Source organism: Micromonospora sp. NBC_00858 (assembly GCF_045207365.1).
Lineage (GTDB): Bacteria > Actinomycetota > Actinomycetes > Mycobacteriales > Micromonosporaceae > Micromonospora.
On record NZ_CP108828.1, the window covers coordinates 6,777,816 to 6,795,253 of the forward strand.

The 17,438-nt window shown below is 73.7% G+C and carries 19 protein-coding genes; 13 read left to right on the top strand and 6 right to left on the bottom strand.

All coding sequences use genetic code 11. The features are described from left to right. Positions 1 to 8 precede the first annotated feature (8 nt). The gene (locus OG990_RS31560; RefSeq protein WP_386988387.1) at positions 9 to 848 is read right to left on the bottom strand and encodes a UbiA family prenyltransferase; all 840 of its coding nucleotides are present in this window, start codon (positions 846 to 848) and stop codon (positions 9 to 11) included. Between the two features lie 46 nt (positions 849 to 894). Here OG990_RS31560 and OG990_RS31565 point away from each other — a divergent pair, with 46 nt between their 5' ends. The 4 genes from OG990_RS31565 (at position 895) to OG990_RS31580 (ending at position 4,700) form a co-directional block, all read left to right on the top strand. Then, positions 895 to 1,665 (top strand): methyltransferase domain-containing protein, encoded by a 771-nt coding sequence (locus OG990_RS31565; RefSeq protein ID WP_328421158.1) that lies wholly within the window; start codon positions 895 to 897, stop codon positions 1,663 to 1,665. Between the two features lie 42 nt (positions 1,666 to 1,707). Beyond that, positions 1,708 to 2,877 carry an acyl-CoA dehydrogenase family protein gene (locus OG990_RS31570; RefSeq protein WP_328421156.1) on the top strand — a complete coding sequence of 390 codons (1,170 nt, stop codon included), beginning with the start codon at positions 1,708 to 1,710 and terminating at the stop codon, positions 2,875 to 2,877. 84 nt (positions 2,878 to 2,961) lie between these two features. Then, on the top strand, positions 2,962 to 4,020 hold the full coding sequence (locus tag OG990_RS31575; protein ID WP_406078075.1) for a type III polyketide synthase: 1,059 nt from the start codon (positions 2,962 to 2,964) through the stop codon (positions 4,018 to 4,020). Between the two features lie 32 nt (positions 4,021 to 4,052). Further along, the gene (locus OG990_RS31580; RefSeq protein ID WP_406078076.1) at positions 4,053 to 4,700 is read left to right on the top strand and encodes a hypothetical protein; all 648 of its coding nucleotides are present in this window, start codon (positions 4,053 to 4,055) and stop codon (positions 4,698 to 4,700) included. Between the two features lie 52 nt (positions 4,701 to 4,752). Here OG990_RS31580 and OG990_RS31585 read toward each other — a convergent pair whose 3' ends face one another. Continuing rightward, a complete protein-coding gene (locus tag OG990_RS31585; RefSeq protein ID WP_406078077.1) occupies positions 4,753 to 5,448 on the bottom strand; it encodes a hypothetical protein in 696 nt (231 codons plus the stop codon). A gap of 327 nt (positions 5,449 to 5,775) precedes the next feature. Here OG990_RS31585 and OG990_RS31590 point away from each other — a divergent pair, with 327 nt between their 5' ends. Genes OG990_RS31590 through OG990_RS31605 form a run of 4 tightly spaced genes read left to right on the top strand, consistent with a single transcriptional unit; the run spans position 5,776 to position 8,551 of the window. Then, a complete protein-coding gene (locus OG990_RS31590) occupies positions 5,776 to 6,261 on the top strand; it encodes a CarD family transcriptional regulator (RefSeq protein ID WP_328421148.1) in 486 nt (161 codons plus the stop codon). A gap of 56 nt (positions 6,262 to 6,317) precedes the next feature. Next, on the top strand, positions 6,318 to 7,013 hold the full coding sequence (gene ispD, locus OG990_RS31595) for a 2-C-methyl-D-erythritol 4-phosphate cytidylyltransferase (RefSeq protein ID WP_406078078.1): 696 nt from the start codon (positions 6,318 to 6,320) through the stop codon (positions 7,011 to 7,013). A 13-nt stretch (positions 7,014 to 7,026) separates the two neighbouring features. Continuing rightward, entirely contained in the window at positions 7,027 to 7,512 is a 486-nt protein-coding gene (gene ispF, locus OG990_RS31600) for a 2-C-methyl-D-erythritol 2,4-cyclodiphosphate synthase (protein WP_328426137.1), read from the top strand. 10 nt (positions 7,513 to 7,522) lie between these two features. Then, positions 7,523 to 8,551, top strand: coding sequence for a tetratricopeptide repeat protein (locus tag OG990_RS31605; protein ID WP_406078079.1), 1,029 nt, complete (start codon positions 7,523 to 7,525; stop codon positions 8,549 to 8,551). A 48-nt stretch (positions 8,552 to 8,599) separates the two neighbouring features. Here OG990_RS31605 and OG990_RS31610 read toward each other — a convergent pair whose 3' ends face one another. Beyond that, positions 8,600 to 9,766 carry a homogentisate 1,2-dioxygenase domain-containing protein gene (locus OG990_RS31610; protein WP_355601851.1) on the bottom strand — a complete coding sequence of 389 codons (1,167 nt, stop codon included), beginning with the start codon at positions 9,764 to 9,766 and terminating at the stop codon, positions 8,600 to 8,602. Between the two features lie 93 nt (positions 9,767 to 9,859). Between OG990_RS31610 and OG990_RS31615 the strand changes: the two genes are divergently transcribed. The 5 genes from OG990_RS31615 to OG990_RS31635 all read left to right on the top strand — a co-directional run bounded on the left by OG990_RS31615 (position 9,860) and on the right by OG990_RS31635 (position 14,408). Beyond that, a complete protein-coding gene (locus OG990_RS31615) occupies positions 9,860 to 10,729 on the top strand; it encodes a hypothetical protein (RefSeq protein ID WP_406078080.1) in 870 nt (289 codons plus the stop codon). Further along, positions 10,726 to 11,922: a fumarylacetoacetase gene (gene fahA / locus OG990_RS31620; RefSeq protein ID WP_406078081.1), complete on the top strand. Its 1,197-nt coding sequence runs from the start codon at positions 10,726 to 10,728 to the stop codon at positions 11,920 to 11,922. The genes OG990_RS31615 and fahA overlap by 4 nt, the downstream gene beginning before the upstream one ends. A 254-nt stretch (positions 11,923 to 12,176) precedes the next feature. Next, positions 12,177 to 12,386 (top strand): DUF397 domain-containing protein, encoded by a 210-nt coding sequence (locus tag OG990_RS31625; RefSeq protein WP_406078082.1) that lies wholly within the window; start codon positions 12,177 to 12,179, stop codon positions 12,384 to 12,386. A gap of 137 nt (positions 12,387 to 12,523) precedes the next feature. Next, positions 12,524 to 13,006 (top strand): SRPBCC family protein, encoded by a 483-nt coding sequence (locus OG990_RS31630; protein WP_406078083.1) that lies wholly within the window; start codon positions 12,524 to 12,526, stop codon positions 13,004 to 13,006. 142 nt (positions 13,007 to 13,148) lie between these two features. Further along, entirely contained in the window at positions 13,149 to 14,408 is a 1,260-nt protein-coding gene (locus OG990_RS31635) for a PQQ-binding-like beta-propeller repeat protein (RefSeq protein ID WP_406078084.1), read from the top strand. A 154-nt stretch (positions 14,409 to 14,562) separates the two neighbouring features. Here OG990_RS31635 and hisC read toward each other — a convergent pair whose 3' ends face one another. From hisC to OG990_RS31650, 3 genes are read right to left on the bottom strand one after another with little or no spacing between them, the layout of a single operon-like run. After that, the gene (hisC, locus tag OG990_RS31640; RefSeq protein ID WP_406078085.1) at positions 14,563 to 15,666 is read right to left on the bottom strand and encodes a histidinol-phosphate transaminase; all 1,104 of its coding nucleotides are present in this window, start codon (positions 15,664 to 15,666) and stop codon (positions 14,563 to 14,565) included. After that, complete coding sequence (locus OG990_RS31645) at positions 15,663 to 16,706, bottom strand: RDD family protein (RefSeq protein WP_406078086.1); 1,044 nt, start codon at positions 16,704 to 16,706, stop codon at positions 15,663 to 15,665. Before OG990_RS31645 ends, hisC begins: the two co-directional genes overlap by 4 nt. Next, on the bottom strand, positions 16,703 to 17,434 hold the full coding sequence (locus OG990_RS31650) for an RDD family protein (protein ID WP_406078087.1): 732 nt from the start codon (positions 17,432 to 17,434) through the stop codon (positions 16,703 to 16,705). Before OG990_RS31650 ends, OG990_RS31645 begins: the two co-directional genes overlap by 4 nt. Between the last annotated feature and the right edge of the window lie 4 nt (positions 17,435 to 17,438).

Genomic DNA, 17,438 nt, shown 5'->3' on the forward strand with positions numbered 1-17,438 from the left:
GGTACCGGTCACACCACCCGACCGCTCGCCACCAGCAGGACCACGTCGATGAGGGCCACCAGCATCACCGCGCGGAAGGCGGCCACCGGCCGCCGGCCGGCCCGGACCGCCGAGCGTCCGGCGTACCAGCTCAGCGGTGGCACCACGGCGGCCGTGCCGATCGCCGCCACCCCGATCGCCGACGGTGGCCCGGGCGGCCCGAGCACCAGGGCCGCGGTTGCCGCGAGCAGCAGCGCGGCCGCGGCCACCCGGCTGCCTGCCGCACCCAGCCGGTGTGGCAGGCCACGCACCCCGGTGCGCGCGTCGTCGGCCAGGTCCGGGAGCACGTTGGCGAAGTGCGCGCCGGCGCCCAGGCAGGCACCGGCCGCCAGCAGCCAGGCCGGCGGGGTCGGCTCACCGGGCAGCGCCAGCACCACGAAGGCGGGCAGCGCGCCGAAGGAGACCGCGTACGGCAGCACCGAGAAGGCGGTGGCCTTGAGCGGCCAGTCGTAGAGCAGCGCGGAGACCAGGGCGACGGTGAGCCAGAACGCCGCCGTGGGGTTGGTGGTCAGCGCCAGCAGCGGGCAGGCCAGCGCGGCCGCCGTCGCGGCCCAGGCCGTGGTGCGTCGGCCGACCGCGCCGGCGGCGACCGGCTTGTCGGTACGCCCCACCGTGGCGTCCCGCTCGGCGTCCAGCGCGTCGTTGGTCCAGCCCACGGCGAGCTGGCTGGCCAGCACGGCGAGTACCACCGAGGCAATTCCGGCGGGCCGGTGCCCCACTCCCCAGGCCAGCAGACCGGCCACCGTGGTCACCGCTGCGGCCGGTTCCGGATGGCTCGCCCTGACCAGCCCTAACACCCTCGACGACATAAGGGAAGTCTGGTCGTTACCGAGCAGTCGTGCCACGCTCGGTGCCATGCGAGACGTGGCTGCGGCCGCGGCGTCCACCGGCCCCCGGGTGCTGCCGCGTAACGATCCGCGCCAGTACGACGACCTGGCCGGCGAGTGGTGGCGGCCGGATGGCGCGTTCGCGATGCTGCACTGGCTGGCCGAGGCCCGCGCGGCGATGGTGCCGCCCGCCACCCGCCCCGACGCGCTCCTGGTCGACCTGGGCTGCGGTGCCGGGCTGCTCGCGCCGCACCTGGCCGGCAAGGGATACCGGCACGTCGGCGTCGACCTGACCCGTTCGGCGCTGGTCCAGGCCGCGGAGCACGGGGTACGCGTGCTCCAGGCCGACGTCACCGCGGTCCCGCTCCCCGACGGGTGCGCCGATGTGGTCTCCGCCGGTGAGCTGCTGGAACATGTGCCGGCCTGGCCGCGCGCGGTGGCCGAGGCGTGCCGGCTGCTGCGCCCGGGCGGCGTACTGGTTCTGGACACTCTGAACGACACGGTGCTGGCCCGTCTGGTCGCGGTGCGAATCGCGGAGCGACTGCCGGCGGTGCCGCGCGGCATCCACGATCCACAGTTGTTCGTGGACGCCCACGCGCTGGTGACCGAGTGCGCGCGACACGGTGTCGAGCTGCGGTTGCGCGGCATCCGACCCCAATTCGGTGGCATGCTCGCCTGGCTGCTGCGGCGGGCTCGCGCGTCTCGGACGCCCGGCGCGGCCGCCGGCCGTGCCCCACGCATCGTGCCGACCTGGTCCACCGCAGTGCTGTACCAGGGCCGGGGGGTCCGCAACGGATAGTCGGGCCGTGGCGGGGGTATGGGACGCCGAGGAGGGGGCGATATGACGGTGCACGCGCTGGAGGCGGCCCGCCGGTTGGCGCCGCGGTTCGCCGCGCGAGCGGCGGAGCACGACCGGGACGGCTCCTTTCCGGTCGAGGACTTTCGTGACCTGCGGGAGGCCGGCCTGTTCGGGCTGATGGTGCCCCGGGCGCTGGGTGGCCTGGGCGCCAGCTTCGCCGAGTACGCCGCGGTGGCTACCGAGCTTGCCCGGGGCAACGGCGCCACCGCCCTGGTGTTCAACATGCACGCCTCGGTGACGGGTGCGCTCGGCGCGGTCACCGAGGAGTTGGCCGAGGCGCTGGGTGTGCCGGACGAGGCGCTGGCCGCCCGGGACCGGCTGCTCACCGCCGCGGCGCACGGCTCCTGGTACGCGGTCGCCATGAGTGAGCGCGGCGCGGGTGCACGGCTCTCCCAGCTGAGCACGGTCTACGAGGCGACCGACGAGGGCTGGCACCTCAAGGGCAGCAAGACCTTCTGCTCCGGTGCCGGGCACGCCGATGGCTACCTGGTGGCCGCGCGCAGTTCCGCCGACCAGTCGGTGGTCTCCCAGTTCCTGGTGCCGTCCGGCCCGGACGGGCTGACCGTCGAGCCGACCTGGGACGCGCTCGGCATGCGCGCAACCTCCTCCCATGACCTGCACCTGGACGTCACGGTGCCGGCCGACCGGCTGCTCGGCGGGGTGGAGGGGTTGGCCCTGGTGGTCGCCCAGCTGATGCCCCACTGGCTGGTGGCGAGCTACGCGGCGGTCTACGTCGGGGTGGCCCGGGCGGCGATCGACGCGGCGGCCGAGCATCTCAACGCCCGCAATCTGGCCGGCCTGCCGGCGGTGCGGGCCCGGCTGGGGCGGGCGGACGCGGCGACGGCGGCGGCCCAACTGGTGGTGGCCGAGGCGGCCCGTCGGGTGGACGAGACGCCGGGCGACGCGGAGACCAACCGCTGGGTGTGGCGGGCGAAGCTGCTGGCCGGCACGACGGCCGCTGAGGTGGCGGCGTCGATGCTGGAGGCGGCGGGCACCTCGGCGACCCGGCGCGGCCATCCGTTGGAGCGGCTCTACCGGGACGCCCGCTGTGGCTCACTGCATCCGGCCACCTCGGACGTCTGCGCCGACTGGCTCGGCATCGCCGCGTTGGGCGGAGACCCGGACCGCGACGGATCGGCCCCGCGTTGGTGAGCCGCAGCGGCTCGACTGCCACGGGGGATGGGCCGGGCGGGTGGCCGGCGGGACGGCAAGGGGGAGGACAGCGTCGGACGAGAGGTGGGGATCGTGTCCGTACCAGTGATCGCGGGGCTCGGGACGGCGCAACCGCCGTCCGCTTCACAGGACGAGTTGTGGGAGGGCTTCTTCTCCCGGCACTTCTCCGGCACCACCCGGTCGTTGGCCCAGCGGATCTTCGCGAACTCGGGCGTGACGCGACGGCAGGCGGCGGTCAATCCCCTGCTCGAGGACGCCTCGGACTGGCCGACCGAGCGACGGATGCTCCGCTACCAGGTTGAGGCGCTGCCACTGGGCAAGGAGGCGGTCGGCCGCGCGTTGACCGCCGCCGGGCTGGGTGCCGGTGACGTCGGTTTGTTCATCGTCTGTTCCTGCACCGGGTACGCCACGCCGGGGTTGGACATCCTGCTCGCCCGGGACCTCGGCATGGCCCCGGACACCCAGCGGATGTTCGTCGGCCACATGGGCTGCTATGCGGCGCTGCCCGGGCTGGGCGCGGCGAGCGACTTCGTCACCGCACGGGGTCGTCCGGCGCTGCTGCTCTGCGCGGAGCTGACCAGCCTGCACATCCAGCCGTCCAGCGCCAGGGTGGACACCCAGCAGATCGTCTCGCACGCACTCTTCTCGGACGCCGCGGTCGCCGCCGTGGTGGTGCCGGGCGGCCCGGGGTACGCGCTGCGCGAGGTCACGGCGGTGACCGACACGTCCACCGCCGACCACATGACCTGGGACGTCACCGACACCGGCTTCCGGATGGGGTTGTCGCCGAAAGTGCCGCAGGTGCTCTCCAGGCATGTCCGTGGGCTGGTCGACGATCTGTTGGCCCGGCATGGCACCACCGGCTCCGAGGTGGACGGTTGGGCGGTGCACCCGGGCGGGCCGCGGATCCTCAACGTGGTCGAGCGGGAGTTGGCCCTGCCGCCGCAGGCGTTGGCGGCGTCCCGGGCGACGCTCGACGAGCACGGCAACTGCTCGTCTCCCACCGTGCTGCTGATCCTGGACCGGTTGAGCCGCGCGACGTCGGCGCCTCGACGGATCGTCATGCTGGCGTTCGGTCCCGGCCTCACCCTGTACGCCGCCCTGCTGGATCGACAGGGCTGAGCGTCCCGCAGCCCGGCCGGTACGCTCGCCGCATGGATTCGGAGGCGGATGATCGGCTGCGGTCGGCGGTGCTGGCCGGGGTGGCCCTGGCTGCCCTGGCCGTCGGCGGTTGGTGGTGGCGGGCCGCTGCTCCCGCCCCGACGGCTGGTCCGGCGACGGCCGCTCCGACCGCTGGGCCGACCGTCAGCACGGCACTGGACCGCGTCATGGCCAGCGGTGTGCCGGGTGAGGGGGTGACGGCGCTGGTGGATCCCGAGACGGGCGAGGCCATCGAGGTGCGACGCGCGCCGGGGGTGTCGATCGACCCGGAGACGGGCTGGATCACCGACGTCGACGGTGATTCGGGCGAGTTCTTCTTCCAGGGGGACGCGTCGGGTGGGCTGCCCCGGTTCAGCGAGACGATCTGGCGGGAGCGGGCGACGCTGACCCCGGGGCAGCCCGTGACCCGGCAGTCCGCCGACGACGGCGCCCGCTATCTGCTCCAGTACCGGTGCACCGGGCCGGGTGCCATGCTGCTGGTGATCACCGGCGCCCAGATCGCCGGGTCGCCCCGGGTCGACTGCGACGGCACGGTCAGCGTCAGCGAGGTGGACACCACCGGCGGGCTGATCCGGGTGTCGCTGTCGACGGCGGGGGAGCAGCCGGTCGAGGTCGAGGCGCAACTGGCCGCGCTGCCCTGACCGTGGGTGCACCGGTCCCGGCAACCCGTCCGTCCGGCGACGGACGGCCCCGTCAGGCGGCGAGGGCGGTCAGGTCCGCGCGGTACGCGTCGACCGGGCCCAGCTCGGGCAGCACGCGGGTCACCACGCCGGTTCGGTCGACCAGCAGTGCGGTCGCGGTGCCGGAGCGGGCCGGCTGGCCCACGAACGAGCGCAGGCCGCCGGCGGGATCGGCCAGCGCGCGTGCGTCTCGTCTGGTCGGCGGTGGGGCCGGCACCGTCCGCCCTCCGGTGACGGTGACCACGGCCACCCCGGCGGGCGCCGCCACCACCGCCTCGGCGACCCGGTCCGGGCAGGTGCAGCCGTCCACCAAGATGATCATGGCGGGCAGCAGGCCGCGCAGCGGCACCGGCGCCTGGCCGGCGTCGACCAGGTCCAGTGCGGGCAGCGCCCGCCCGGTGAGGGCGGCGGGTGGTGAGTAGGGAGCGGGGGTCGGGCGGTCGGCGCCGCGGTTGGCGCGCGGCCAGGTGACCGCGAGCAGGCCGGCCAGCGTGGTGAGCAGCGCCACCAGCAGGACCAGCAGCGGCAGGGCCAGGGCCCGGGGGCCGTCACCGGGTTGACCGGCGGCCCGGCGCAGTTCACGGCGGAGTTGGGCCGCCTCGTAGGCGAGCTCGGAGGCATCGTCGGGCACCACGACCCGACCCCACTCGGGTGGCAGGTCGGGCAGGCCGTCGGACGGCCCCTGGCCCTCTGCGTCTGGTTTGCCCATCGGACCCCCTGACAGCGTCTCGAGAGCGGCGTGCGGGTCTGCCTCCAGCGTCCCGCACTGGGGGCACCTCCCGCTAGATCTGGGCGCAGTCCCGCCGGGAGGGATACCATGGGGGAGCGCATAGCCCTTGATCTCGACGTTCTGTTCACCCGTACCGGGAAGTCACCCGTGCGTAACGGAGCGTGTTCAAACCATTGGTTTGACCGCCTGTCAAGCTGAAGCAAGACCTCTCACAGGGCCCCTGAGCTGCGCCAACGGTCAGGACATCGGTGAGACATCGGTGCCTGAGCGTGTTACCCTAGACACAGCGAAAGGGGTTTCGAACCTATGGTTTTCAGTGTCGGCGAGACCGTTGTTTACCCCCACCACGGGGCCGCACTCATTGAGGCAATCGAGACTCGGGTCATCAAGGGCGAGCCCAAGCAGTACCTCGTCCTGAGGGTCGCTCAGGGTGACCTGACGGTCCGGGTGCCGGCCGAGAACGCCGAGATCGTGGGTGTGCGCGAGGTGGTCGGCGAAGAGGGCCTCGGCCTTGTCTTCGACGTTCTTCGGGCTCCGCACACCGAGGAGCCGACCAACTGGTCGCGGCGTTACAAGGCCAACCTGGAAAAGCTGGCCTCCGGAAACCCGCTGAAGGTCGCCGAGGTCGTCCGTGACCTGTGGCGCCGGGAGCGGGAGCGGGGCCTTTCCGCGGGTGAGAAGCGGATGCTCGCCAAGGCCCGTGACATTCTCGTCGGCGAGGTCGCGCTGGCAGAGAAGAGCACCAAGGACGAGGCGGAGATGCTGCTCGACAAGGTGCTCACCGAGGCCTAGTCCGCACAGCATCGTCGTACCCACTTCGTAGCGAAGAAACCACCGAGGACCGTGACGTGACCGCGCAGCTCAATCCGCGCGGTGACGTCGCGGTCCTCGTTCCTGCGGCGGGTGCCGGCGTACGGCTCGGCCCCGGCCGACCCAAGGCGCTGCGCCTGCTCGCTGGCGAGTCGTTGCTGGTGCACGCCGTGCGCCGGCTGGCCGCAGCGCCCTCGGTGCACACGATCGTGGTGGCCGCGCCGGCCACCGAGGTGACGGCCGTACGCGAGCTGCTCGCTCCGGTGGCGCCGGTGACCGTGGTGCCCGGCGGCGCGGAGCGGCAGGCGTCGGTGGCCGCCGCGTTGGCGGCGGTGCCCCCCGGCCCGGCGATCATCCTGGTGCACGACGCCGCCCGGGCGCTCACCCCGCCGGAGCTGGTCGAATCCGTCGCGGCGGCGGTCCGCGAGGGGCGGGACGCGGTGATCCCGGTGCTGCCGGTCGTCGACACGATCAAGGAGGTCGGCGCCGGCGAGGTGGTGCTCGGCACCGTCGACCGGTCCGCCCTGCGCGCGGTGCAGACCCCGCAGGGTTTCCGCCGGTCCGTGCTCACCGCCGCGCACGCCACGGCCGGCGATCCGCTCACCGACGACGCCGGTCTGGTCGAGAAGCAGGGCGTCACGGTGAGCTGCGTGCCGGGCTCGGAGTACGCGCTGAAGATCACCCGCCCGTTCGACCTGGCGCTGGCGGAGCACCTGCTGGCCGCCGCCGGCTGACGCGTACCCTCTGATCATGATCGTTCCCCGGGTGGCCGTCGGCACCGACGTGCACGCGTTCGCGCCCGACCGGCCGTGCTGGGTGGCCGGCCTGCTGTGGCCCGATCAGGACGGCCTGGCCGGGCACTCGGACGCCGACGTGGCCGCGCACGCCGCCTGCAACGCACTGCTCTCCGCCGCCGGTCTCGGCGATCTCGGCTCCACCTTCGGGGTGGGCCAGCCGGAGTGGGCCGGCGCGTCCGGGGTGGCCCTGCTGACCGAGACGGCCCGCCGAGTCCGGGCCGCCGGCCTGGCCATCGGCAACGTGTCCGTGCAGATCGTCGGCAACCGCCCCAAGATCGGCCCGCGCCGCGAGGAGGCCCAGCGGGTGCTCTCCGCCGCCGTCGGAGCCCCGGTCACCGTCTCCGCCGCCACCACCGACGGGTTGGGCTTCACCGGCCGCGGTGAGGGGCTGGCCGGTATCGCGGTGGCCCTGGTGTACGACGCCCCGGCCACCTAGGCTCGCCGCGATGTCCAGCGACCCCGCCCCCGACCGGTCCGCCGCCGACGGCTATCTCCAGCGGGCCCAACTCCTCGCCGAGCTCGGCCGCCACGACGAAGCGGCCGGGGAGCTGACCTACGGGCTCGCCCTCAAGCCCGACGACCCCGACGCGCTCACCATGCTGGCCCGGGTGCACCTGGCCGCCGGCCGGCCGGCTGATGCGCTCACCGCCGCCGACGCGGCCGTGGCCGCCGCACCGGAGGCGCTCCCACCGCTGGTTGCCAGGGGCATGGCGCTGGCCGATCTGGAGCGCTACCCCGAGTCGGCCGCCACCGCCGACCGGATCCTCGCGCTCGGCCCGGCGGACGCGTACGCCCAGCGCAGTGCGGCGGCGATCCTGGCCGGCGCGCGCAACGGCCAGCCGGCGCTGAACGCGGCCTGGCGCGGGGTCGAGCTGGCCCCGGAGGAACCGCAGGCCCACCTGGTGCTCGGCCTGGTCGCCGCCCGGCTGGAGTTGTTCGACCTGGCCGAGCGGGCCTACCGGGAGGCGTTGCGGCTCGACCCGCGCCTCGCCGAGGCCCGGCACGACGTGGGTGTCATCCGGCTGGAGCAGCGCCGCTGGTCGGAGGCGCTGGAGCACCTTGCCGAGGCGGCCACGATCAGCCCGAAACGGATGGACTCGGGGCGGACCATCGCCTACGGCCTGCACCGCCTGGTGCTCTACGGCGCCGGCTGGTCGTTGGTGGCCGCGGTGCTGGTGGCGTTCGCGGCCTCGGCGAGCGACGGGTTCTCCCGTGTCCTGGCGGTGCTCGCCGCGCTCACCGGCGGGGTCGTGGTCTGGCAGCTCGCGGCCCGGCTGCCGGGGCTCACGCGGACCGTCCTACCCGAACTGCTGCATTCGGACCGGACGCTCGCCCTGGCGATCTACGCGGTGGCCGCCGCGCCGGTGCTGCTGCTGGTGTACGCGGTGGTCGGCTCGCCGTGGCCGCTGGTGCTGGCCATCGCCGCCACCGCGGTCGCCGAGTTCGCCATCTTCACCCGCACCGCCATCCGCTGACCACCAGCAGCTCAACGAGCGCCGCCTGGCTCGACCAGGCCCAGGGGACTAGGCCCGACGCGCCCAGGTCCAGGCGTAGCCGTCGTCCTCGCAGCTACGGGCCGCGTCGCAGAGGTCCAGTGGGCGGAAGGTGTCGACCATGACGGCCAGTTCGTCGAAGTAGTCCGCGCCGATGGAGCGCTCGGCGGCACCCGGCTGGGGACCGTGCGTGAAGCCGGACGGGTGCAGTGAGATCGAGCCCTGCTCGATGCCGGAGCCGCGCCGGGCCTCGTAGTTGCCGCCGGTGTAGAAGAGCATCTCGTCGGAGTCGACGTTGTGGTGGTTGTACGGCACCGGGATCGAGTCCGGGTGGTAGTCGACCTTGCGGGGCACGAACGAGCAGATGACGAAGTTGGGGCCCTGGAAGGTCTGGTGCACCGGCGGGGGCTGGTGGATCCGGCCGGTGATCGGCTCGAAGTCGTGGATGGAGAACGCCCACGGGTAGAGGTGCCCGTCCCAGCCGACCACGTCGAACGGGTGGTGGGCGTAGACGTAACGGGTCCAACCACGCCGGTGGCGGACCAGCACCTCCGCCTCCTCGCCGTCGACGAGCAGCGGGGCGTCGGGGCCGCGGACGTCGCGCTCGCAGTACGGCGAGTGCTCCAGGAACTGGCCGCGTACCGAGAGGTAGCGCTTGGGCGGGCCGATGTGCCCGGCCGCCTCGATGGTGAGCAGCCGGACGGGCTGCTCGCCGGTGGGCACCAGCCGGTGGATGGTCGAGGTGGGGATGACGACGTAGTCCCCGGCGACCGCGTCCAGCACGCCGAACGGGGACTCGACCCGCAGCGAGCCCGCCTCGACGTAGAGGCAGTGGTCGCCGGTGGCGTCGCGGAACAGCGGCGAGGGCCGGTCGGCGAGCACGTAACCGATCCGCACGTCGTCGTTGGCGAGCAGGTACTGCCGGCCGAGGATTGGGTCGGCACCGCCGGTGTCGAGCTTGTGGGTGCGCAGGTGGCGCGGCTTGAGCGGCAGGTTCGGCGTCCGGGCGAACCCCGGTGGGGTGAACTCGTCGGCGGCCAGGATCGCGGTGGGGGCGTGCCGGTGGTAGAGCAGGGACGAGTCGGAGGAGAAACCCTCCTGGCCCATCAGCTCCTCGGCGTAGAGGCTGCCGTCGGGCTGACGGAACTGGGTGTGGCGCTTGCGCGGCACCTCGCCGACGCTGCGGTAGTACGGCATCTCGCCTCCCATATGTCCCGTTCACCGGCCGGGGGCGTCCGATTATCGGACGCGGTTGTCCGTTCCTTGTAGCGTCCCGTACATTCTTGTTCCGTGTCAACGCAGGTGCCCGCACTCCTCGACGGCCTGGTGGACGACGCCGCCGTCTTCCCTCCGGGCAGCGCCGCGCTGCCCGATGCGCTGGCCGCCCACCGCCGGCATCGCACCGCCTGGTACGCCGACCTGGTCGGCCCGCTGCTGGTCCCGGCCTCGACCGTTGCCGCAGGAGATCTGAGCGGTCTCGTCGACCCGGCCGAGGGCCTGGTGGTGGGCGTGATCGGTGACACCGGGATCGGGGGCCTGCCCTTCGCGCTCTCGTTCCTGGCACCGGACGGCGTCACCGCCCGCCAGGTCGAGGTGGCGGTCGCCAGGCGTGGCGAGGACCCACTGCCCGGCATCACCGAGCTGCGCCGGCTGACCGGCACCATGCCGGGCGTCGAGGCCGTCTACGCCGAGCTGCCGCTGACCTTTGGCCTGATGGGTGCGCTGGACGCGCTCGCCGCCGCTCGGGACGACGGGGTGCCGGTCGCGGCCAAGTTCCGCACCGGCGGGCTGGCCGCCGAACTCTTCCCCACCCCGGCCGAGCTGGCCGCGGTGATCTGCGCCTGCCGGGACCGGAACCTGCCGTTCAAGCTCACCGCTGGGCTGCACCAGGCGGTCCGGCACCTCGACCCGGAGACCGGCTTCACCCACCACGGGTACGCGAACGTGCTGGCCGCGACGCTGGCGGCCGCCGAGGGTGACGGCGTGGGCGCGGTCGCCGAGTTGCTGACCGTGGTCGACCCGCGCCCGCTGCTGGAGCGCACGGACGGGCGGCTGGACGTGCACCGCCCGCTCTGGGTCGGCTTCGGCTCGTGCAGCATCCTGGAACCACTGACCGATCTGATCCGGCTGGGGCTGGTGAACGGGGGCTACGACGCATGACCTGGGTGACCGGCGCTGACGGTTCGCCGTACGGGGTGACGAACCTGCCGTACGGGGTTTTCCGGCAGGAGGGGGGCCGGCCGCGGATCGGCGTGCGGATCGGGTCATGGGTGTTCGACCTGGCCGGGGCGGAGGCCGCCGATCTGGTGCTGGCCGCCGGTGCGCTGGGCCGGCCCACCCTGAACGAGTTCATGGCGCTGGGCCGTCCGCAGTGGACGTCGGTGCGGCAGCGGATCATCGAGCTGCTGACCGACCCGGCACACCGGGCGGCCGTGGAGCCGCTGCTGGTGCCGCTGGACCAGGTGAAGTTGCTGCTTCCCTTCGAGGTGGCCGACTACGTCGACTTCTACTCCTCGGAGCACCACGCGTCCAACGTCGGGCAGATCTTCCGCCCCGGCCAGCCGCCGCTGCTGCCCAACTGGAAGCACCTGCCGATCGGCTACCACGGGCGGGCAGGCACGGTGGTGGTCTCCGGTACGCCGGTGATCCGTCCGAGCGGCCAGCGCGCCTCCGCCGAGGGCCCGGTCACCGGCCCGTCGGTACGCCTCGACATCGAGGCGGAGGTCGGCTTCGTGGTCGGAGTGCCCAGCCGGCTGGGCGCCCGGGTGTCGGTCGACGACTTCGCCGAGCACGTGTTCGGGGTGGTGCTGGTCAACGACTGGTCGGCCCGGGACATCCAGGCCTGGGAGTACCAGCCGCTCGGCCCGTTCCTGGGCAAGTCCTTCGCGACCTCGGTCTCGGCCTGGGTGACGCCGCTGGACGCGCTCGCCGACGCCTTCGTGCCGGCCCCCGACCAGGACCCGCCGGTCGTCGACTACCTGCGTGACGTGCCGCATGCGGGGCTGGACCTCCGGCTGGTGGTCGAGTGGAACGGCGAGCGGGTCAGTGAGCCGCCCTTCGCCACCATGTACTGGACGCCAGCGCAGCAGTTGGCCCACCTCACCGTCAACGGCGCGTCCCTGCGCACCGGCGACCTGTACGCCTCGGGCACCGTCTCCGGCCCGGACCGGGGGCAGGTCGGGTCGTTCCTGGAGCTGACCTGGGGCGGGGCGGAGCCGGTGAAGCTCGGCGACGAGAGCCGCACCTTCCTCGTCGACGGCGACACGGTGACCATCACCGCCACCGCACCCGGCCCGGACGGCACCACCATCGCCCTCGGCGAGGTCACCGGAACGGTCCGTCCGGCCCGCTGAGCCGACCGGGCGGTACCGCCCGCTGGACCGGGCCCGGCGGTCGTGTGAACCGGGTCCTCGGTACTGCCGGACCGGGTTGTTCACCCGGTCGGCCGACCGTCTCATTGATGGGACTGGTGATCGCACCGGCTGTGCGATCACCGATCCGCGTTTCCCCGTTGATCGTCGCGGATTCCGTCGCCCCACCGTGCGGAACGGGCCGGGCACCTGGCCGGCAGCGGTGGGGCATCCCATCGCACACGGAGGTAACGACGATGCACGATTTCGCGGGCGCGGTCTGGCGTACCAGCAGCCGTTCCAATGACCAGGGGCTCTGCGTGGAGGTGGCGGACAACCTGGTCGACGTCCTCGGTGTGGTCGCGGTCCGCGACTCCAAGGACCAGTCCGGGCCCACACTGGCCGTGAGCCCGCCGGGGTGGACGGCGTTCATCGGCGCGATCCGGGCGGGTCGCTTCGAACGCTGACCGTCGCCGGGCCGGTCGACGACCGGCGTCGAGCAGCCACCGAAATGGACAGCGTGGCCTCCGGGCGGTGGAAATTCCGTCCCGGAGGCCCCGTCCGGCGCTTACGCCGCGTACCGTCGACGACACGGGAGGGTGGCATGTCGACGGTGGCGGTTACCGGGTTCATCGAGGCGCACGCTGTCGATGTCTGGCGTCTGCTGACCGACCTGCCCGGCCGCGCGGCCCGGCTGACCACCGCCGGCCCGGTCGAGCTGCTCACACCGGGTCCGTTCGGGCCGGGCACCGCATGGCGTGAGGAGCGTGTCCAGCCGGGCGGCGGCACTCTGACCGAGGAGTTCCTGGTGGTGGAGGCGCTCGCCCCCCACCGGCTGGTGCTCTGCTCATCCGGTGCCGGCGCGGAATACCGGATCACCTGGACCCTGCGGCAGGTCCAGCGTCGCCGCCGTGGCTGCACGGCGATCACCGTCACCCAGGAGGCGGTGCCGACCGCCCCGTACGGCCGGGTGGTGGCGCTGTTGCTCGGCGGGCTCGCCGCCCGGGCGGTCGAGGTGGCGCTCCGACGTGATCTCGCCGATCTGGCCGTCGCGGCCGGTGCCACCGGCTCCGTCGAAGCCGCCTGACCTCGTTCCGGCCAGCTCGGTCCGTCGATTCCCCCGTCCCGGGCGGCGGCGACGATCACCCCGCCTGACCACGCCCAGCACGGCGTGACCTGACCGGGGTCCGGCCGGTTCCGCTGGGTAGGGTGCCGGGCGGAGGTGGGGCATGGGGTTCCCGAAGGGCCGACGACGGCTGGTGGCGGCGGTCGCGGCGCTGCTCGCCACTGCGGTGGTCGCGGTCATCGTCCACCGGGTGCTCGCGCCGGCCGAGGTGAGCACGGTTGCCCGGGGTGCGTACCCGGCCGCGGCCCAGCCACCCGTCGGGGTGGTCGGTCGGCTGCCGGTCGCCCCGTTGATCGTGGACGCCCGGCTGCGGGTGTACGCCGCGCACCGTCAGGTCTATGCCGACCGGCCGGTCGACGGCCGGCACCGGACCACCCCGTACTGGTCGTACCGGCGCTGGCCGGCGGAGTTGACCGGGGTGGTGGCCAGCGGCAGCACGGTGGTCAGCCGTTGGTCCGACGGCCGGCTGGTCGCGCTCGACGCACCGACCGGCCGGGTGCTGTGGAGGGCCGACGGCCCGGTGCCCGCCGAGAGCGGGGCGGTGGTCCGGCGTACCGGGGCGACCACCGTCTGGGACCCGCGCGGGCTCTACCTCACCGACCTGGCGGACGGCCGGACGGTGCTGGTGGTCACCAGCGACACCCAGGCGCGCGGTGTGGAGTTGGCCGGCGGCCGTGAGCTGTGGAGGGTCGACCTGCCTGGGCGCTGCCGCAGCGACGTCGGCACCGCCGTGTCCGGGCAGCTGATCGGCCTGGACAGCTGCGCCGGCCCGGCCACGGTCGAGTTCCGGGACGCGGCGACCGGTGCGGTGCGCGACCGCTGGCGCCCGTCGGGTGCCCCGGACGGGTTGCTGGTGACCCCACTCGGATGCCGCACCGGACGGTCTGACTGCCCGGCCCTGCAGACCGCCGGGCCGGGCGACGCGGGTGGCCGGGGTTGGCTGCTGGGCGCCGGCGAGCCGACCGCCGCCCCCGCGCTGGACCCGACCGGAGCAACCCTCATCGGTGAGCAGGCTGTCGCCGTGCTCGACGGGGTGGCGGTGGGCCGGTCGGCACGGTCGGGCGAAGAGCTGTGGCGGTTCGAGGGTCTGGGGACGACGGCCCGGGTGCTCGCCGTCCAACCCGGGCGTGTGCACCTGCTGACCGAGGCGAACGACCTGGTGACGCTGGATCCGGTGACCGGTACGCAGCTCTCCCGCTTCTCGCTCAACGTCGGCTCGGACGGCACGGGCTGGGCGCCCGGAGCAGTGGCGGCGGCGGACGGCTACCTCGCGGTGGAGCGGCTCCGCGAGCCGGTCGATCCGGACGGGGACGACCAGCGGTACTACCTGACCGCCGAGGCGGTGATCCTGGCCGCCACCTGATCGTGGCGAGTCGACCCTCCGGCCTCGCCGGCTGGCTGGCCGCTCGCCGCCGACGGCCGAGCTGACGCACGGCCGCCGGCGGGGTCCCAGCGCCCGGCCGGGTTCCGCCGGCGACCCGACGGATCGGCGGGCCAGCACGGCGAGACCGCTCCGGTCAGGTCAGCGACGCCTCCGCGGCGGCCAGGAACGCGTCGTTCTCGGTCGGGGTGCCGATGGTGACCCGGACCCCGTCCCCGGCGAACGGCCGGACGATCACTCCGCGCGCCTCGCACGACTTGCCGAACGCCACCGCCCGCTCGCCGAGCGGTAGCCAGACGAAGTTGGCCTGGCTGGTCGGCACGTCGGGCACGAACTTCCGGATCGCCTCGGTGACCCGCTCCCGCTCGGCGACGACCAGGGCGCAGCGGCGCTCCATCTCCTCGGCCTGAGTGAGCGCGGCGAGCGCCCCGGCCTGGGCAGCGGTGCTGGTGGAGAACGGAGTCACCACCTTGCGGATTGCCGCCGCGACCACCGGCTGGGCAGCCAGCCAGCCGACCCGCAGCCCGGCCAGGCCCCATGCCTTGGACAGGGTGCGCAGCACCGCCACGTTCGGCCGGTCCAGGTAGCCGAGCCCGTCTGGCACGTCCGGGTCGGTGACGAACTCCCGGTACGCCTCGTCGATGACCACCAGCACGTCGTCCGGTACCGCGTCGAGGAACCGGTCCAGCTCGGCCCGGCGTACCGCCGTGCCGGTGGGGTTGTTCGGGTTGCAGACCAGGATCATCCGGGTCCGGTCGGTCACCGCCGCGGCCAGCGCCGCCAGGTCGTGCCCGTGCCCGGCGTCGTTGGGCACCCGCACGCTGGTCGCGCCGCTGGTCGCCGCGATGATCGGGTACGCCTCGAACGACCGCCACGAGTAGAGCAGCTCGTCGCCGGGCAGGCAGGTGGCCCGGACCAGGTGCTCGGCGAGCGCCACCGACCCGCAGCCGGTGGCGATCCGGTCGGCGTCGACCCCGTACCGCTGGGCCAGCGCGTCGCGTAGCGCCACCACGCCCATGTCCGGGTAGCGGTGCGCGGCGGTGACCGCCTCGGTGACCGCCTCCACCACGCCGGGCAGCGGCCCGTACGGCACCTCGTTGCTGGCCAGCTTGATCGCCTCCGGCAGACCCAGCTCCCGCGCCAGGTCGGCGGGGCTGCGCCCTGGTACGTAGCTGGGCAGCGCGTCCAGGTCGGCGCGGGTCAGCCGTTGCGCCGGCTGCTGACGTCCGGGGTTGGTCATGGGGTGTCTCCCGAGGGCTGGGTGCGGTCGTTCGGGGTGGCGGAAGCGATGGCGGGGAGTTGGACGACCACCGTCTGTGCGCGCTTGTCGTGCAGCGCCTGACGCAGCGGATGGTCGAAGAGTGGGGAGAGGGCGTCGACCAGTTGCAGAATCAGGCCGAGCCCGAGGCAGTACCAGGCCAGGGTGGGCAGGCCCAGCGTCGTCCACCGGATCAGCGCCCGACCGAAGCCCAGCGGCTGGTCGGCGGTGAGCGGCACCGCGCGGATCCGCATCAGCCGCTTGCCGACGGTCTGCCCGCCGGCGGCCATGGCGGGCACCTCGTACGCCAGCCAGAGCGCGGTGGCGATCAGCAGGATCGCCACGATGAGGTTGCCAGCCTGCGGGCCGACCTCCGGCAGCCCCTCGGTGGACGGGTTGCCGGCCAACTGGCGCCGGTACACCTCCCGCACGTACGGCTGCATCTCCCGGATCAGTCGCCAGACGAACCAGCCATTGACCAGAGCGTTCAGCGCGAAGACGATGGCGAAGTCGATCAGCCGGGCGGTGAAACGGGCGCCAAAGCCGGCCAGCGGCAGGCCGTGCGGGCGCGGCTCGGGCGGCCGTCCGGGCCAGCCGGGCGGAACACCCTGTGGTCCCCAGCCGGGCGGACCGGCTTGTGGTCCCCAGCCGGGCGGAACACCTTGCGGTCCCCAGCCGGGCGGACCGGCTTGTGGTCCCCAGCCGGGCGGAACACCCTGCGGTCCCCAGCCGGGCGGACCGGTTTGCGGTCCCCAGCCCGGCGGACCAGCCTGCGGTCCCCAACCCGGGCCGTGTCCCGGCTGCGAACCCGGCCCGGGGTGCGGCGGCAAGCCCGGCGGGGCGGTCACCGGGGCGGCCGGCGCCGTGGGTTCGACCGGGGCGGGCGGGGGTTCGACCGGGGGCGGTCCCTCCGGCGGGGTGGCGTCGACGGGGATGGGTGCACCGAGCCAACCCTCACCGTCCCAGTACCGCCGGGTCTCAGGGTCGGCGGGGTCCACGTACCAGCCGGGTTGCACGCTCACCCGGACACCTTAACGACGACCGTTCGGGCGGCTTTGTCGTGGAGGCACTGCTGCCAGGGCTTGTCCCACAGCTGCCACAGCCCGTCGAGGTAGCTCAGGCCGGGAACCAGGCCGGTGCCCTGCTGCACCAGGTACCGCTTGGCGGCAGCCCGACGGTCGAGAGTGCGGGCCGGGTCGAGCGGCACGATCCGCAGTTTCATCATCTTCTTGCCGAGGGTCTGGCCGGTCTTGAACATCATCTCGACGTGGTAGATGTACGAGATCACGATCGAGACCACGATGATCGCGAGGTCGAGCCACAGCATCGGCACCAGGAAGTCGTTGAGGAAGTCGGGCTCTCTGACGGTGCCGTCCGGCGTGACCTGGACGAGGTCGGGCATGACGACGATCAAGAAGATGATCACCGCGGGCACGGCGAGCACCATGCCGATTGCCATGAACACCGCGGCGTCGATCAGGGCGGCCAGCAGCCGGTCGGAGAAGCTGGCCAGCGGCTGCCCGCCCGGGCTCAGCGTCGGTGGCGGCGTCACCGGTCGGGGTGGTCCGGTGTACCAGTGCGGCGGGGCGTACCCGGGCGGGGCGTACCCCGGCGGCACGGCGTACCCGGGCGGGGCGTACTGCGGCGGCACGGCGTACCCCTGGGGGTGTGGGCTGGGCGGCACGACGCCGCCGGCGGCGGGCGGGGGCCCACCGACCGGCGGCGTCGGGTACGACGGAGGCTGCGTCACGCTT

Bases quoted from the DNA above. Each gene is read 5' to 3' on its own strand.
- hisC (WP_406078085.1), bottom strand. From the start codon at position 15,666: ATGACCAACCCCGGACGTCAGCAGCCGGCGCAACGGCTGACCCGCGCC.
- OG990_RS31635 (WP_406078084.1), top strand. From the start codon at position 13,149: ATGGGGTTCCCGAAGGGCCGACGACGGCTGGTGGCGGCGGTCGCGGCG.
- OG990_RS31630 (WP_406078083.1), top strand. From the start codon at position 12,524: ATGTCGACGGTGGCGGTTACCGGGTTCATCGAGGCGCACGCTGTCGAT.
- OG990_RS31580 (WP_406078076.1), top strand. From the start codon at position 4,053: ATGGATTCGGAGGCGGATGATCGGCTGCGGTCGGCGGTGCTGGCCGGG.
- OG990_RS31625 (WP_406078082.1), top strand. From the start codon at position 12,177: ATGCACGATTTCGCGGGCGCGGTCTGGCGTACCAGCAGCCGTTCCAAT.
- OG990_RS31605 (WP_406078079.1), top strand. From the start codon at position 7,523: ATGTCCAGCGACCCCGCCCCCGACCGGTCCGCCGCCGACGGCTATCTC.
- OG990_RS31570 (WP_328421156.1), top strand. From the start codon at position 1,708: ATGACGGTGCACGCGCTGGAGGCGGCCCGCCGGTTGGCGCCGCGGTTC.
- OG990_RS31610 (WP_355601851.1), bottom strand. From the start codon at position 9,766: ATGCCGTACTACCGCAGCGTCGGCGAGGTGCCGCGCAAGCGCCACACC.
- OG990_RS31560 (WP_386988387.1), bottom strand. From the start codon at position 848: ATGTCGTCGAGGGTGTTAGGGCTGGTCAGGGCGAGCCATCCGGAACCG.
- OG990_RS31590 (WP_328421148.1), top strand. From the start codon at position 5,776: ATGGTTTTCAGTGTCGGCGAGACCGTTGTTTACCCCCACCACGGGGCC.
- OG990_RS31585 (WP_406078077.1), bottom strand. From the start codon at position 5,448: ATGGGCAAACCAGACGCAGAGGGCCAGGGGCCGTCCGACGGCCTGCCC.
- fahA (WP_406078081.1), top strand. From the start codon at position 10,726: ATGACCTGGGTGACCGGCGCTGACGGTTCGCCGTACGGGGTGACGAAC.
- OG990_RS31565 (WP_328421158.1), top strand. From the start codon at position 895: ATGCGAGACGTGGCTGCGGCCGCGGCGTCCACCGGCCCCCGGGTGCTG.